Source organism: Streptomyces sp. NPDC006655, from assembly GCF_040703965.1.
Taxonomy (GTDB): Bacteria; Actinomycetota; Actinomycetes; order Streptomycetales; family Streptomycetaceae; genus Streptomyces.
The window spans coordinates 14,967-29,262 of record NZ_JBEYJU010000006.1; the positions used below are offsets into that span (position 1 = coordinate 14,967).

Annotated in this window: 11 protein-coding genes; 9 read left to right on the forward strand and 2 right to left on the reverse strand. The window is 73.4% G+C overall.

Annotated elements, in window-relative coordinates; genetic code table 11:
• Window positions 1-25 precede the first annotated feature (25 nt).
• The 4 genes from AB0958_RS04925 to AB0958_RS04940 all read left to right on the forward strand — a co-directional run bounded on the left by AB0958_RS04925 (window position 26) and on the right by AB0958_RS04940 (window position 4,877).
• Window positions 26-265, forward strand: a complete 240-nt coding sequence (locus AB0958_RS04925) for a DUF6400 family protein (protein WP_366888887.1) — start codon at window positions 26-28, stop codon at window positions 263-265.
• Between the two features lie 132 nt (window positions 266-397).
• Window positions 398-952 (forward strand): hypothetical protein, encoded by a 555-nt coding sequence (locus AB0958_RS04930; protein WP_366888888.1) that lies wholly within the window; start codon window positions 398-400, stop codon window positions 950-952.
• A 221-nt stretch (window positions 953-1,173) separates the two neighbouring features.
• A complete protein-coding gene (locus AB0958_RS04935; RefSeq protein WP_366888889.1) occupies window positions 1,174-2,103 on the forward strand; it encodes a polyphosphate kinase 2 family protein in 930 nt (309 codons plus the stop codon).
• A 44-nt stretch (window positions 2,104-2,147) separates the two neighbouring features.
• Complete coding sequence (locus AB0958_RS04940) at window positions 2,148-4,877, forward strand: HAD-IC family P-type ATPase (protein ID WP_366888890.1); 2,730 nt, start codon at window positions 2,148-2,150, stop codon at window positions 4,875-4,877.
• 24 nt (window positions 4,878-4,901) lie between these two features.
• Here AB0958_RS04940 and AB0958_RS04945 read toward each other — a convergent pair whose 3' ends face one another.
• Window positions 4,902-6,485 (reverse strand): diacylglycerol kinase family protein, encoded by a 1,584-nt coding sequence (locus tag AB0958_RS04945; RefSeq protein WP_366888891.1) that lies wholly within the window; start codon window positions 6,483-6,485, stop codon window positions 4,902-4,904.
• Between the two features lie 242 nt (window positions 6,486-6,727).
• Here AB0958_RS04945 and AB0958_RS04950 point away from each other — a divergent pair, with 242 nt between their 5' ends.
• Entirely contained in the window at window positions 6,728-7,195 is a 468-nt protein-coding gene (locus tag AB0958_RS04950; RefSeq protein ID WP_366888892.1) for a hypothetical protein, read from the forward strand.
• A gap of 84 nt (window positions 7,196-7,279) precedes the next feature.
• Here the strand turns inward: AB0958_RS04950 and AB0958_RS04955 are convergent, their stop codons facing one another.
• Window positions 7,280-7,633 (reverse strand): DUF805 domain-containing protein, encoded by a 354-nt coding sequence (locus AB0958_RS04955; protein WP_366888893.1) that lies wholly within the window; start codon window positions 7,631-7,633, stop codon window positions 7,280-7,282.
• 485 nt (window positions 7,634-8,118) lie between these two features.
• Between AB0958_RS04955 and AB0958_RS04960 the strand changes: the two genes are divergently transcribed.
• The 4 genes from AB0958_RS04960 (at window position 8,119) to rpmA (ending at window position 14,258) form a co-directional block, all read left to right on the forward strand.
• Complete coding sequence (locus tag AB0958_RS04960; RefSeq protein ID WP_366888894.1) at window positions 8,119-8,883, forward strand: TIGR03936 family radical SAM-associated protein; 765 nt, start codon at window positions 8,119-8,121, stop codon at window positions 8,881-8,883.
• Between the two features lie 274 nt (window positions 8,884-9,157).
• The gene (locus AB0958_RS04965) at window positions 9,158-13,399 is read left to right on the forward strand and encodes an Rne/Rng family ribonuclease (RefSeq protein ID WP_366888895.1); all 4,242 of its coding nucleotides are present in this window, start codon (window positions 9,158-9,160) and stop codon (window positions 13,397-13,399) included.
• 269 nt (window positions 13,400-13,668) lie between these two features.
• Window positions 13,669-13,989 carry a 50S ribosomal protein L21 gene (gene rplU, locus AB0958_RS04970; RefSeq protein ID WP_004931419.1) on the forward strand — a complete coding sequence of 107 codons (321 nt, stop codon included), beginning with the start codon at window positions 13,669-13,671 and terminating at the stop codon, window positions 13,987-13,989.
• 14 nt (window positions 13,990-14,003) lie between these two features.
• Window positions 14,004-14,258: a 50S ribosomal protein L27 gene (rpmA, locus tag AB0958_RS04975; protein ID WP_007381992.1), complete on the forward strand. Its 255-nt coding sequence runs from the start codon at window positions 14,004-14,006 to the stop codon at window positions 14,256-14,258.
• The last annotated feature ends 38 nt before the right edge of the window (window positions 14,259-14,296 follow it).

Here is a 14,296-nt window from a genome sequence, read left to right on the forward strand (position 1 = left end):
GGACAGCCTCCCTAAATTCGGTCATATGTCCGACAAAGATTCCTCCTTTCCCGCCGAGCCGGTCGAGTTCTCCGTCGATCTCACCGGGCACGAGATGACCCGGCGGGCCCACGTCATGAACGCGCTGGGCGCCGAGTGGGACCCCGTCGCCGTGATGCGGGGCGAGGAGGAGGCGTACGACCTGCTGTACTCCGGGCTCGACGCGGAGCAGCAGCGGTTGTACGACTCGCTGGTCGAGGCCGGAGTGCTGCCCCGGCGCGCCTGAGCCTCCCCGAGCCCCTGGGCTCCCGGGGTCCCCTGAACCCCGGCGGGGTCGCGGTGCGCCGTGTGCGGGTGCCGCCGCCGACGTGCCGGTGCGGTGTTTGCGTCCGCGACGGGTGACGGCCACCGTGGACGGGTGCTTCTCGTTCCGGGCTGGTTGTGGCGGCGGGGGCCGGTCGGCGTGGGTGTGGGCGTGGGCCTCGCCGCCGGTGTCTGCGGTGCGGGCTTCGTCCTCCTGGAGGCGGGTTCACGGGCCGGCGCGCTCGTGGTTCTCGTGATGCTGGGCCCGTTCTACGGGGTCCGGGCGGCGCGTCGTACGGCCCGGCTCTGGCCCGCGGTCGGCGGCATGAGCGGTGTGGACCGGGCGGCCGTCGTGGCTGCCGTACGGCGGGGCGGGACCCTCGTGGAATCCCGGCTGGCGCCCTGTGTCGTCGCCTACGCGACGAGCCTGCGGCGGGCCGCCGAGGAGGACCGGCCACGGCGCCGGGTCGTGGTGGCCGTCACCGTGCTCGCGGTCGTCCTCGCCGGGTACGACACCCTGAACGGCGCCGTCGGCGAGCTGACCGCCTCCTGGCTCGTCGTCGGTCTCTGCCTGGCCGACCTGCTGTGGTGGCCGCGCAGCCGTGCCCGGCTGCTGTCCCGGGCCGACCGGGCGGCGGCGTCGGCCCGCCGCCTGACAGGCGGTTCCTGAGCCGGACACCACCCCTTACGGCGGCTGCCACCGCGGGGGGCGGCGGCCGGGGCGGGCGTTCGGCCGCGGGAACCACCCGTCCGGGGTGAGGCGGCCCCACGCGAGCCGGCCGGATGCTGCTGGGAAGCGGACGACGGCCGCCGGGGTGGTCGGTGCGGCGCCGTGCCGGGTGCTTCGGCGGCGGGGCCGGGCGGACGAACGGGCGGACGAAGGGACGGACGATGGGCGACGACAAGGTCGAGCGCGACGGGAGAGCGGAGCGCATAGCCGAGTTCATCGAGCCGCTGCGGATCGAGCCCGGGACCAGGGTACGGCTGGCCAAGGACTTCGACCCCGGCTACAAGGCGGGCATCAGCAAGAAGAAGGAAGGCGTCGAACTGCTGCGCACCGGCGTCGAACTGCTCGCCGACTACCAGCGTCGGCTGGCCGCCCAGGACACCTACGGAGTGCTGCTGTGCCTTCAGGCGCTGGACGCCGCCGGCAAGGACGGCACGATCCGTCACGTGATGAGCGGAGTGAACCCGCAGGGCGTGCGCGTGTCCAGCTTCAAGGTGCCCTCGGACGAGGAACTCGGTCACGACTTCCTGTGGCGCTACACCCGCGAACTGCCCCGGCGCGGAGAGATCGGCATCTTCAACCGCTCGCACTACGAGGAAGTGCTCGTCGTCCGCGTCCATCCGGAGAACCTGCTCCGGCAGAAGCTGCCCGACGCGGCCCGCGGTCCTGACGTGTGGGAACGGCGCTACCGGGAGATCAACGACTGGGAACGTCATCTGAGCGACAACGGCTTCAGGATCGTCAAACTGTTTCTGAACCTGTCGAAGGAAGAACAGCGTTCCCGTTTCCTCAAACGCATCGACGTTCCCGAGCGGAACTGGAAGTTCTCGTCGGCCGACATACGCGAACGGGCCCGATGGGACGACTACCAGCGGGCCTTCTCACAGATGCTGTCCGAAACCAGCACGCCGTGGGCGCCCTGGTACGTCGTTCCCGCCGACCACAAGTGGTTCGCCCGGGTGTGCGCGGCCGCCGTTCTGGCGCACACGCTCATCGACATCGACCCCCGGTACCCGCACGTCGGCGCCGCGGCCCGGCGTGAACTGGCCGAGGCCGAACGGGAACTGAAAGCCGAGAAGAAGAAGCACCGGTGACGACGAAGGGGAGTGACGGACGGGCCCGGGACGGAGGCACCTTCATGACCGCGCAGACAGACACTCCGCAGGACCGGGAGACCGGCGGCCGGCCGTGGTACACGAGGCCGCCCGCGGAGGTGGCCGCGGCGTTCGAGGTGGATCCGGCCGTCGGACTGACCACCGCACGCGCCGCGGAACTGCTCCGTACGCACGGCCCCAACGCACTGCCCGAGGAGAAGCCGCTGCCGGGCTGGCGCCGCTACCTCGCCCAGTACCGCAGCTACATGCAGCTGGTCCTGCTGGGCGCCGCCGTCGTCTCGCTCGTCATCAGGGAGTGGAGCACCGGGGTCCTGCTGCTCGTCCTGACCGTCGTCAACGCGGTCGTCGGAATGCGCCAGGAGGGCAAGGCCGACAGCGCCATGAACGCGCTGAAGTCGATGATGAAGGCGACCGCGCGGGTACGCAGGGACGGCACCGAGTCGAAGGTGCCCGCCGAGGAGGTCGTCCCCGGCGACGTGGTGCTGCTCGCGGCGGGCGACGAGGTGCCCGCGGACGGCCGGATCGTCACGGCGAACGCCCTCCAGATCGACGAGTCGGCACTGACCGGTGAGAGCGTGCCGGCCGCGAAGGAACCGGGGGTGCTCACCGGAACCGGTCCCCCGCCCGGCGAACGCCACAACATGGCCTTCATGAACACCCCCGTCACCCACGGCAGCGGCACCGTGGTGGTCACCGCCACCGGTGTGGACACCGAACTCGGCCGTATCTCCGGCATGCTGTCGAGCACCCGCCGGGAGGCCTCGCCGCTGACCAGGGAGATGGACCGGCTCACCCTGTGGATCACGGCGACCGCCGGGGTGACGATGATCCTGATGTTCGTGCTCGGCCGCGGCCGCGGTACGGCGTGGGACGCGCTGTTCGTCAGCGCCGTCTCCCTGGCGATCGCCGCCATCCCGGAGGCGCTGCCGACCGTGTCCCAGACGATCCTGTCCATCGGCGCGATCGACCTGTCCCGTCGGCAGGCGATCGTCAAGGACCTGCCGTCGGTGGAGGCACTGGGGTTCACCTCGGCGATCAACTCCGACAAGACCGGCACGCTCACCATGAACCAGATGACCGCCGTCGAGGTCGTCGACCCCGGCGACCGCTACACCGTCTCCGGCACCGGTTACGGCCTCGAGGGCAGGATCCGGCACCCGGTCGGCGGCGCCCCCGACATGACGGACGCGATCCTGCCCTACCTGGTCGCCAACGACGCCCGCCTGGTGGACGGCAAGGTGATCGGCGACCCCACGGAGGGCGCCCTGCTGATCCTCGGCCACAAGGCGGGCCTGGACGTCGACGCCACCCAAGAGCGGCTGCCACGGCTGGCCGTGCTGCCCTTCGACCCCGCCTACAAGCTGATGGCCACCTTCAACCGGGCCACCGACGAGACGGGCCGTCCCGTGGTCCGCTGCTTCGTGAAGGGCGCGGCGCCCGCCCTGATGGCCCGCGCGGCCACCGCACTGCGCGCAGGCAGGTCCGTCCCCTGGGACGAGGCCCTGCGGCGACGGGCGCAGGAGCACGTCGAGCGGATGGGCGGCGAGGGCCTCAGGGTGATGGCCGCCGCCCGCCGCGACCTGGACCCGGCCGACTTCGACCCGGACGGTGATCTCCTCGGCCATGTCACCGACCTTCAGATGACCAGCCTGGTCGGCATGGTCGACCCGCCGCGCGCCGAGTCGAGGGCCGCCGTCGCCGACGCGCAGGCCGCGCACATCAGGGTCCGCATGGTCACCGGCGACGACGTCGTCACGGGCGCCGCCATCGCCCGGCAGCTCGGCATCGAGGGCGAGGCCGTGCTCGGCGCCGACTTCGCGGCGCTTCCCGAAAGTGAACGGCTAGCGCGGATCGACGGCATCGGTGTCGTCGGCCGGGTGGCACCCGAGCACAAGGTGCTGCTCGCCGAGACCCTGAAGAGGAAGGGCGACGTGGTGGCCATGACCGGCGACGGCGTCAACGACGCCCCCGCGATCAAGGCCGCCGACGTCGGCATCGCCATGGGTTCAGGCACGGAGGTCGCCAAGAACGCGGGCCGGATGGTGCTGTCCGACGACAACTTCGCCACGATCGTCTACGCCGTCGAGCAGGGCCGCAAGATCTACGACAACCTCACCAAGTACATCCGGTTCGTGCTCGTCCTGCTGGTGGTGTTCGTGCTGACGTTCCTCGGCGCGACGCTGTTCGACATCGCCGCGGGGGAGCCGTTCACCCCGGCGCAGGTGCTGTGGATCCACTTCTTCGTCAACGCGGCCTTCGGCTTCGCGCTCGGCTTCGACCGGCAGAGCCCCGGCCTGATGGCCCGCAGGCCGCGTCCGCGCGGCGCGCACGTGCTGTCCCGGGGCGTGATGCTCACCGTCGGCCTGTCCGGGCTGACGATCACCATCGGGCTGCTCTGCCTGATCGAACTCGGCACGTCCCGCTACGGCAGTGTCGCGGTCGGCCAGTCGATGGCGTTCACGTCCTTCGCGCTCTGCCTGATCGTGGCCGCGCTGGAGTGCCGCAGCGAACGGGCCACCGTCCTGACCACCGCCAGCTTCGACAGCAAGCAGATGAACCGGGCGATGCTGATCGAGTTCGTCCTCGCGGTCCTGGTCACCCAGACGGACGCCTTCCGCCGGCTGCTGGGGACGACCGAGCTGAACCTGGCCCAGTTCGCCTGGACGCTCGTCCCGGCCGTGGCGCTGCTGGCGCTGTGGGAGCTCGGCAAGTTCCTCGCCCGCTGGAACGGCCGGCCGGTCGCGGGGACCTGACAGGCGCCCCGCCGATCCCGCGGCTCACCCCGGGGAACTGCCGGTGCGCCGTCCCCGAGGGGTGAGCGCCAGGCGCAGCACCCGCCGCCAGTCGGCCGGGGGCCGGTTCGGCGGGGTGCCCGGCCGGTGCCTGGGCACCCGGACCCGCAGCGCCCCGGGGGAGATCCGGCAGACCACCGGCGCGGGCAGCACGACGGACTCCCCGTCGATCCCCGCCGGAACGGTGCCACCCCGGGCACCGACCTGCGTACCGGCCGCCACGCCGACGTCGGTACCCGGACCCGACCCGGGGCCCGCGTGAATGTCGACGGGATCTGCTTCCAGAACCGCGTCAGCGTTCGCGACGGGTCCCGGGCTCGATGCCGGTCCGGGTCCCGATGCCGGTCCGGGTCCCGGTCCCGATGCCGGTCCGGGTCCCGGTCCCGGTCCCGGTCCCGGTCCCGCGCCGGTGTCCGCGTCGACGACGACTTCGCGGGCGGTCAGTCTGGGCACGGCAGGTGACCGGCGGCCGAAGGTCAGCAGGCGGGCCGCCCGTGCGGAGCTGTCGACGCACACGCCGAGCACGCCCAGCCGCCCGGAGTCCAGGCCCTCCCGCAACCCGGGTCGGGCGGGGTCGGGCAGGGGCCGGTAGGGGTTGTTGCTGACGAGCACGGCCTGCAGCCCCCGGGCGCGCCGACGCCCGGCGCGCATGCTCAGGCGCGGCGCGTCGGGGCCGGTGAGCAGGGCGGGCAGCATCTGCAGGACGGTGCGCAGTTTCGCGTCCCGGTAGCCGGGGTCGCCGACGACGGCCGCGTACGTGCCGAAGGACGCGTTGTTGACGAACACGCGCCCCGCGGCGTACCCGAGGTCCACGCGGACCTCCTCGGCGTCGGTGAACGCCTCCAGCGCGGCCGCGGGGTCGTCCCGGTCGAGACCGAGGTCGAGGGCGAAGTGGTTGCGGGTTCCGGCCGGGATCACCACGAACGGCACGTCGTGCCGGGCCGCGACCTCAGCGACCAGCGCCTGGGTGCCGTCCCCGCCGGCCACCGCCAGCAGGTCGGCGCCCTCCGCCAGCGCACGCCGGGCCAGCTCCGCCACGTCCTGATGGTGCGCCGGATCCAGCAGGACCACCCGGGCGCCCGCCGCCCTCGCCTTCTCGGCGAGCCCGAAGCGCGCCACCTTGCCCCCGCCGGAGCGCGGGTTCATGACCACCCACGGCTGTCGCGCGGGCGGTACCGCGACGGGTTCGCCGGCGCCCGCGGCCCCCCGGTCCGCGGGGGTCGTCGCGATCCGCGCGGCCGTCAGCGCCAGCAGCCACAGGCCGAGGGCCAGGCAGGCGGGCACCAGCATGCCGTGGGTGGCGAACAGGACCAGTGCGGTCACCGGGGCGGCCGCCGCCAGCAGCGCCCCGGCGGCGCGGAGCGGTCCGGGATGGGCGAGGGTCCACCACAGGCCCCCGGCGGCCAGGGCCACGGCGGCGATGGCGACCAGGACCCACAGGAGGCTCCGCAGCCCGGCGCTGACGAGCAGGACGAGGAGACTGCCGAGCAGGGCGAGCAGCGCGACCCGGGCCCAGGAGAAGGCCGTGAGACGGGCGGAGCGCGGCGCCAGACGGGTCTGCGGGTTCATGGTCGTCCCTCCGACACGGCTCCCCGACGCCGGACACCTGCCGTGTCGAAGATGCACCCGGTCCGGCCCCGTGCGCCTCACCCGGGCCGGGTGAGCCCGGGAACCGTTTCTCCCGCCCGGCCCGCGGCCGCACCCTTCCACGACGCTGCGAAACCGTGACACGACCGCCACGCGGGCCGGACCGGCCCGGCCGCACCATGGGGGAAACCGAAGTCGGGCGAGCGACGGGGGAGCCGGCGGCCATGGAACTGGAACTGGGCTACGACTGGCTGGGCGGCCGACTGCGTGCCATCGGGGACGTCCCGCTCACCTACGGACGGTGGGGCGGCCGGCCCCTGGCGCTCGGCCCGCATCCGCTGGAGTACGACCTGCTCGGCAGCCGGTTGCGGCGGATCGGCGACACGGAGATCGGCTACGGACGGCTGGGCAGCGTCCCGAGGACGTTCGGCGGCTGGGACGTGGACTGCGCCGCCTGGTCGGGCATCCCGCAACGCATCGGACCGTACCCGGTGGACCACCCCAGGCTCGGCGGGCGGGCGCGCGCGGTGGGTCCGCTCTCCGTGTCGTACGACTTCCTGGGCGGCCGTCCCCGCCGCGTCGGGCTGCCCGACGGCTGGACCGCCCTTCCCGACGACCTGCTGCGCGTGCTCTTCCTGGTCCTGCATCTCCAGGCCGAACGCAACCGGAGCAGTTCCTCGGCAGCCGGATAGGCGCCGGACAGGCGAAAGCCGGACAAGCGCCGGACAGGCGAGGGCCCGCCGGACGGATCCGGCGGGCCCTCGGGTGATGCGGGATCAGGCGGCGGCCGCGTACTTCGGGTTGGGGCCGTACTGGTTCTCCTCGGGCTTGCCTTCGGAGGCGAGCCAGACGATCAGGATGATCCAGCCGACCAGCGGAATGATGCCGATCAGGACCGCCCAGCCGGACCGGCCGGTGTCGTGCAGCCGGCGGACCGCGACGCCCAGGCCGGGCAGCAGGACCGCGAGCGCGTAGATCGAGCTGAGGGCGGCGAACCCGATGGCCCGGCCGACGACCGCCAGCACGATGCTGATGATCAGGTTGAACAGGAAGAACATCCAGTATTCCTGCCGGCGCGCACGGCCGCTGAACACCGCGTACTTCTTGAGTACGTCCACGTACCAGTTCATTACTCGTCCCCCCGGGGATCAAGGCTTGATTGGCCCTCAGCAAATCAAGCCGACATGGCTGGATCCATCCATATTGGCGTGAGCGGGTCAACCGTTACCGTGTCGCCGCCATACGGTGATCAAGGGGCTGCGCGGCAGAACCAGCCACGAGCACCGGGGTGCCCGGAGGGGCCCCGGACGGGTGCTCGGCACCCTCTTCCGGTGGATCCTCGTGGAGCCCGCGCGCGGGGGTACCGGACCGTCCTCACCCCGGTCGGCACATCGTGCGCGGCCTGCGCCGCGCCCTCCTCGGGGACCCCGTCCCGGCGGCGCCCGCGGACCGACGGGAACCCACGGGCCGCGACACACGTACTCTTGGTGGATAGCAGTACACAGCGGTACGGCCCACAGCGGTACGGCCGCTTCCGCGAGAACCTCACGAGAACCACGAAGGACTGACGACACTGGGCAAGCGACAGCCCGAAGGCCCGCCGCCCGCACCCGCGGTGCAGCGCATCCGACTGCGCTACACCAAGCGCGGCCGCCTCCGGTTCACCAGCCACCGTGACTTCCAGCGCGCCTTCGAGCGTGCGTTGCGCCGCGCCGAGGTGCCGATGGCCTACTCGGCGGGGTTCACACCGCACCCCAAGGTGTCGTACGCCAATGCCGCACCCACCGGCACGGGCAGTGAGGCGGAGTACCTGGAGATCGCGCTCACCGCACCCCGCGACCCGGAGCGGTTGCGCGCCCTCCTCGACGAGTCCCTGCCCACCGGGCTCGACATCGTCGACGCGGTCGAGGCACGCACGTCAGGACTGGCCGACCGGCTCACCGCATCCGTGTGGGAGCTCCGGCTGCCCGGCGTGGACCCGGCCCTGGCCGAACAGGCCGTCGCCGCGTTCAACACCGCCGAGGCCGTCGAGGTCCAGCGCATGACCAAGAACGGCGTCCGCACCTTCGACGCCCGCCCCGCGGTCGTGCAACTTGAAACACAGAGTGAAACGGCTGATAGGCCGACCGACCAGCCCTGTGCGATACTGCGGCTGGTTGTTCGGCACGTGACGCCTGCCGTACGACCCGACGACGTCCTGTCCGGTCTCCGCGCCGTGGCCGACCTGGCGCCGCCGGTCCCCGCAGCGGTGACCAGGCTGGCGCAGGGGCTGCTCGATGAAGAGACCGGCACGGTGACCGACCCGCTCGCGCCCGACCGCGAGGCAGTGGAGGCCCTCTCGAAGGCCGAACCCGCTGCCACCGCGACGGCGCCGGCGTAAGGAAGGTCCCGCGAAGGACGGACGTCGTAGCGCAGCCCTCGTACTCGGGAGCCACCTGGGTCGGGCAGCGCACCGACCAGAAGACTTTCGCCAGGCCGTCCGCGACAAGGCGTACGGAACCGGCGAGACAGGACACAGAGAGCTCCTGTGCGGCGCCCGCGCCCCACACGGCGGCACCGCGCAACGCGCGAGCCGCGGACGTCACCGGTGGTCGCTCGACGAACGACTCCGGACCAGGCGCGGCGCCCGGGAGCCTGACGGGAGAAACGCCCGCATGCTCGAACCGACCGAACCCGCAGAGACCCCTACGGGCTCCGAACCGAACACCCCCAGCGACACCCTGCCGCCGCGCAGGCGTCGCCGTGCCGCGTCCCGCCCCGCGGGACCGCCCGTCGCGGCCGAGGCCGTGACCGGGGACCAGGCCGAGACCACCGCTCCGGCCATACCGGCCGCCGAGCCCACCGAGACGGCGCAGGCCGCCGCCGCTGCCGAGCCGTCAGCGGCCGACGACACCGCGCAGAGCGGTGCGGCCACGGAAGAGGCCGCTCCCGCCCCGCGCACGCGCCGTCGTGCGACCCGCCGGGTGTCCGCACCCGCCGGGGCTCCGGAGACCGCCGAGACCGCCGAGACGGTCGTCCCCGCCACTGCCACGGCGTCCGCCACCGCTGCCGCCGAGGCCGCCGCGAGCCCGGCCGAGACCCCCGCGGCCGGCGACGAGGAGACCGCCCCGCCCCGGGCACGCCGACGCGCCACGCGCCGCACCTCCGCGCCCGCCGCAGCCCAGGCCGCGACGACCGGGCCGGCTGAGACCCCCGCGGCCCAGGCGACCCCTGCGGCAGCCCCCGAGACAGCCGGGACCGCCGCCGCGGAGGCCGTCGAGGAGGCCGCGCCCGCTCCCGCCCCGCGTGCCCGTCGCCGTGCCACCCGCCGGGTGTCCGCGCCCGCCGGAGCCCCCGAGAGCGCCGCGGAGACCGCCGCGCCCGCCGTCGCCGCGGAGACCACCGAGGCGACCGAGACCACCGAGGCGACCCAGGTGAGCGAGACCACACCGGCCCCCGAGGCCGCCGACGCCACCGAGACCGTGGCGGCCGCCGAGGAGACCGCACCGGCTCCCCGCGCGCGTCGCCGTGCCACCCGCCGGGCGTCCGCGCCCGCCGGCCCGCCCGAGACCGCCGCCGACACGGGCGCCGCCGAAGCACCGGCCGCCCAGGCCCCGGCCCCCGCCGAAGCACCGGCCGCCCAGACCCCGGCCCCCGCCGCACCTGCGGCTGCGGCCGCCGAGCCCGTCGAGGCCGAGACCCCGCGTCGTCGGCGCCGCGTCGTCCGGCAGGCCGCCACCGGCTTCTCCGAGCCCGCCCCCGCGGCCGGAGCCGACGAGGAGCCGCGCCGCCCGGCCCGGCCCGCCGTCGCCGTCTTCCAGGCACCCGTGTTCACCGAACCCAGGTTCCAGACCCCGGAGCGCGCCGCCGCCGAGGCCGCCGCGTCCGCCGACACCGAGGAGCCCGAGGAGGCCGCGGAGACCACCGCGCCGACCGCGCCCACCGGGTCCACCGGCGCCCCTGACCCCGCCGAGCAGGCCGATGCCGGTTCGCGGCGCCGCCGTCGCCGCCGGGGCGCCGTCGAGGAGACCCCGGTCGCCGAGGCCGCCGCCGAGGACGACACCGAGGAGGCGGAGGACTCCGTCGAGGACACCGCCGACGGCGAGGACGACGCCGAGGAGTCCGGCTCCCGCCGGCGCCGCCGCCGGGGCGGCCGTCGCCGCCGCCGTGGTGACGCCGCCGACGGCGAGGGCGCCGAGGACGGCACCGACGAGCTCGCCGCCGAACAGGCCGAGCAGGACGCCGAGGACACGGCCGAGCAGGAGGAAGAGGACGACGAGGACGCCCACGACGACGCCGGCGCCTCCTCCTCCAGCAGCCGCCGTCGCCGTCGCCGCAGGCGGCGCGCCGGGGACAGCCCCGCCGACGCAGAGCCCGGCGAGGGCGACCCGGAGCGCACCGTCGTCAAGGTCCGCGAGCCCCGCAAGTCCTCCGAGCCCTCCGACGAGGTGCAGTCCATCAAGGGCTCCACACGCCTGGAGGCCAAGAAGCAGCGCCGCCGCGAAGGCCGCGAACAGGGCCGCCGGCGCGTCCCGATCATCACCGAGGCCGAGTTCCTCGCCCGCCGCGAGGCCGTCGAGCGCGTGATGGTCGTCCGCCAGCACGGCGACCGCACGCAGATCGGCGTCCTGGAGGACGGCGTGCTCGTCGAGCACTACGTCAACAAGGAGCAGTCGACCTCGTACGTCGGCAACGTCTACCTGGGCAAGGTCCAGAACGTGCTGCCCTCGATGGAGGCCGCCTTCATCGACATCGGCAAGGGCCGCAACGCCGTCCTGTACGCCGGCGAGGTCAACTTCGAGGCCCTCGGCATGGCCAACGGCCCGCGCCGCATCGAGTCCGCCCTGAAGTCCGGCCAGTCCGTCCTCGTCCAGGTGACGAAGGACCCGATCGGCCACAAGGGCGCCCGTCTGACCAGCCAGGTCTCCCTCCCGGGCCGCTACCTCGTGTACGTCCCCGAAGGCTCGATGACCGGCATCAGCCGCAAGCTGCCCGACACCGAGCGCGCCCGGCTGAAGACCATCCTCAAGAAGATCGTCCCCGAGGACGCGGGCGTCATCGTGCGCACCGCCGCCGAGGGCGCCAGCGAGGACGAACTGCGCCGCGACGTCGAACGGCTCCAGGCGCAGTGGGAGGACATCCAGAAGAAGTCGAAGAACGGCAACGCCCCGACGCTGCTGTACGGCGAGCCGGACATGACCGTCCGCGTCGTCCGCGACATCTTCAACGAGGACTTCTCCAAGGTCGTCGTCAGCGGTGACGAGGCCTGGGAGACCGTCCACGGCTACGTCTCGCACGTCGCCCCCGACCTCGCCGGCCGGCTGTCGAAGTGGACCTCCGAGGTCGACGTCTTCGCCACCTACCGCATCGACGAGCAGCTCGCCAAGGCCCTGGACCGCAAGGTCTGGCTGCCCAGCGGCGGTTCGCTGGTCATCGACCGGACCGAGGCGATGGTCGTCGTCGACGTCAACACCGGCAAGTTCACCGGCCAGGGCGGCAACCTCGAGGAGACCGTCACCCGCAACAACCTGGAGGCGGCCGAGGAGATCGTCCGCCAGCTCAGGCTCCGCGACCTCGGCGGCATCATCGTCATCGACTTCATCGACATGGTGCTGGAGTCCAACCGCGACCTCGTGCTGCGCCGCCTGCTCGAATGCCTCGGGCGGGACCGGACCAAGCACCAGGTGGCCGAGGTCACCTCGCTCGGTCTCGTCCAGATGACCCGCAAGCGCGTCGGACAGGGCCTGCTGGAGTCGTTCTCCGAGACCTGCGTGCACTGCAACGGCCGTGGCGTCATCGTCCACATGGAGCAGCCCGGCACCGGCGGCGGTGGCGGCGGCAAGCGCAAGAAGCGCGGCCGCGGCGGCGACGGGCACGAGCACGACGTCCACGAGACCCACGAGATCGTCGACGACGGTGCCGTCGAGCACGCCGAGGCCGTCCACGCGGTCGAGACGGCGGCGGAGGTGGCGGCCGAGGTCGCCGAACCCGTCGCGCTGACCGCGCCCGCCTTCGCGCCGGACGAGGAGCTCTACAGCAGCGTCGCCGAGGCGGAGGCCGCGGCCGGCCGCGGCCGCACCCGCCGCCGGGCGAGCCGCCGGGCCTCGGCTCCGGCCGGCGCGCCCAGGGAGCGCGCGTCCCGCAACCGGCGCGCCGAGGCCGAGGCGCCGACCGCGCAGGCCGTGCCGGCCGCCGTGGCGGCCGAGCGCGAGGTGCTGCCGGAGCCGGCCGCCGAGGCGCACGCCGAACCGCCCGCCGTGGAGGACCCGGTCGTCCAGGCGTCGGAGCCCGCGCAGGCCCCGGCCGCCCCGGAGACCCCCGCCGCGGTGGAGGAGGCCGCACCGAAGGGCCGTACGCGTCGGCGTGCCACCCGGAAGGTGTCGGCGCCCGCCGGGTCCCCGGCAGGGGCCGAGGCCGCCGTTGTGACCGTCGTCGCCGAGAGCGCCCCGGCGCAGTCGGCGGCGGAGACGGTCACCGAGGCCGCCGCCGAACCCGCCGCGGAGCCGGCCGCCGAAGCCGCACCCGCGCCCGCCGAGAGCGCCGCTCCGGCCCGTCCGCGCCGCCGTGCGGTGCGCAAGGCCACCGCCCCGACCGCGTCCGAGGAGGCGGCCGTCGTGGTCGTACCGTCGGCGGAGTCCGAGGCGCCGGAGGCCGGGCAGCCGGTCGCCGAGGAGGCCGGGGAGCCGGTGGTCGGGGAACCGGCCGCCGAGGAGGCCGCTCCGGCCAAGAAGACGGCCCGTAAGACGGCCGCCAAGAAGACCGCGGCGAAGAAGACGGCGGCCAAGAAGACCGCCACCAAGAAGACCGCGGCGAAGAAGACGACGGCCAAGAAGGCGGCCAAGACCGCCAAGACGGCCGCCGCCAAGTCGACGGCGAAGAAGACCACCACGGTCCCCGCCGCCTCCGACGAGGGCTGACGCCCGGCACGCGGGGCCGGTCCTCGGGACCGGCCCCGCACCGCACCGCCCCCGGGGCCGAGTGACCGGCCCCACACCCGCGGGGCCCGGTTTGACCCCCTCGGCCACCGCCCCGTAACCTTGACCGTCGGCGTGTCCATGGATATGAGGACGCGCCACATCCCCGTAAACCTCTTCCTTCGGAGCACAGGGTGTTCCGAAGAGGCCGCCCCTATGCCGGGCGGCTGGACTTCGGGGGTGCCGTTCCCGAGCGAGAGAGTGAGATCCGCGTGTACGCCATCGTGCGCAGCGGTGGTCGCCAGCACAAGGTTGCTGTCGGCGACATCGTTGAGGTTGACAAGATTTCCACCGCCAAGGTTGGCGACACGGTCGAGCTCTCGACCCTGCTCGTTGTCGACGGCGACGCTGTGACCAGCGACCCGTGGGTGCTGGCCGGCATCAAGGTCCAGGCCGAGGTCGTGGACCACCACAAGGGCCAGAAGATCGACATTCTGCGCTACAAGAACAAGACCGGCTACCGCCGTCGTCAGGGCCACCGCCAGCAGTACACGGCGATCAAGGTCACTGAGATCCCCGCGGCTGCGAAGTAAGGGACTGAGGAGAGATGGCACACAAGAAGGGCGCATCGTCCACCCGTAACGGTCGTGACTCCAACGCTCAGCGCCTCGGCGTGAAGCGCTTCGGCGGTCAGGTCGTCAACGCGGGCGAGATCCTGGTCCGCCAGCGTGGCACCCACTTCCACCCGGGTGCGGGCGTCGGCCGTGGCGGCGACGACACGCTGTTCGCGCTGAACGCCGGCGCGGTGGAGTTCGGTACCCACCGTGGCCGCAAGGTCGTGAACATCGTCCCGGTCGCCTGAGTCTGCTGACAAGCAGGGCTCTGACCGAACGTTTCGCG

Excerpts from the sequence above, each read along its gene's own strand:
- AB0958_RS04925 (WP_366888887.1), top strand. The coding sequence starts at position 26 with ATGTCCGACAAAGATTCCTCCTTTCCCGCCGAGCCGGTCGAGTTCTCC.
- AB0958_RS04935 (WP_366888889.1), top strand. The coding sequence starts at position 1,174 with ATGGGCGACGACAAGGTCGAGCGCGACGGGAGAGCGGAGCGCATAGCC.
- AB0958_RS04940 (WP_366888890.1), top strand. The coding sequence starts at position 2,148 with ATGACCGCGCAGACAGACACTCCGCAGGACCGGGAGACCGGCGGCCGG.
- AB0958_RS04945 (WP_366888891.1), bottom strand. The coding sequence starts at position 6,485 with ATGAACCCGCAGACCCGTCTGGCGCCGCGCTCCGCCCGTCTCACGGCC.
- AB0958_RS04950 (WP_366888892.1), top strand. The coding sequence starts at position 6,728 with ATGGAACTGGAACTGGGCTACGACTGGCTGGGCGGCCGACTGCGTGCC.
- AB0958_RS04955 (WP_366888893.1), bottom strand. The coding sequence starts at position 7,633 with ATGAACTGGTACGTGGACGTACTCAAGAAGTACGCGGTGTTCAGCGGC.
- AB0958_RS04965 (WP_366888895.1), top strand. The coding sequence starts at position 9,158 with ATGCTCGAACCGACCGAACCCGCAGAGACCCCTACGGGCTCCGAACCG.
- rpmA (WP_007381992.1), top strand. The coding sequence starts at position 14,004 with ATGGCACACAAGAAGGGCGCATCGTCCACCCGTAACGGTCGTGACTCC.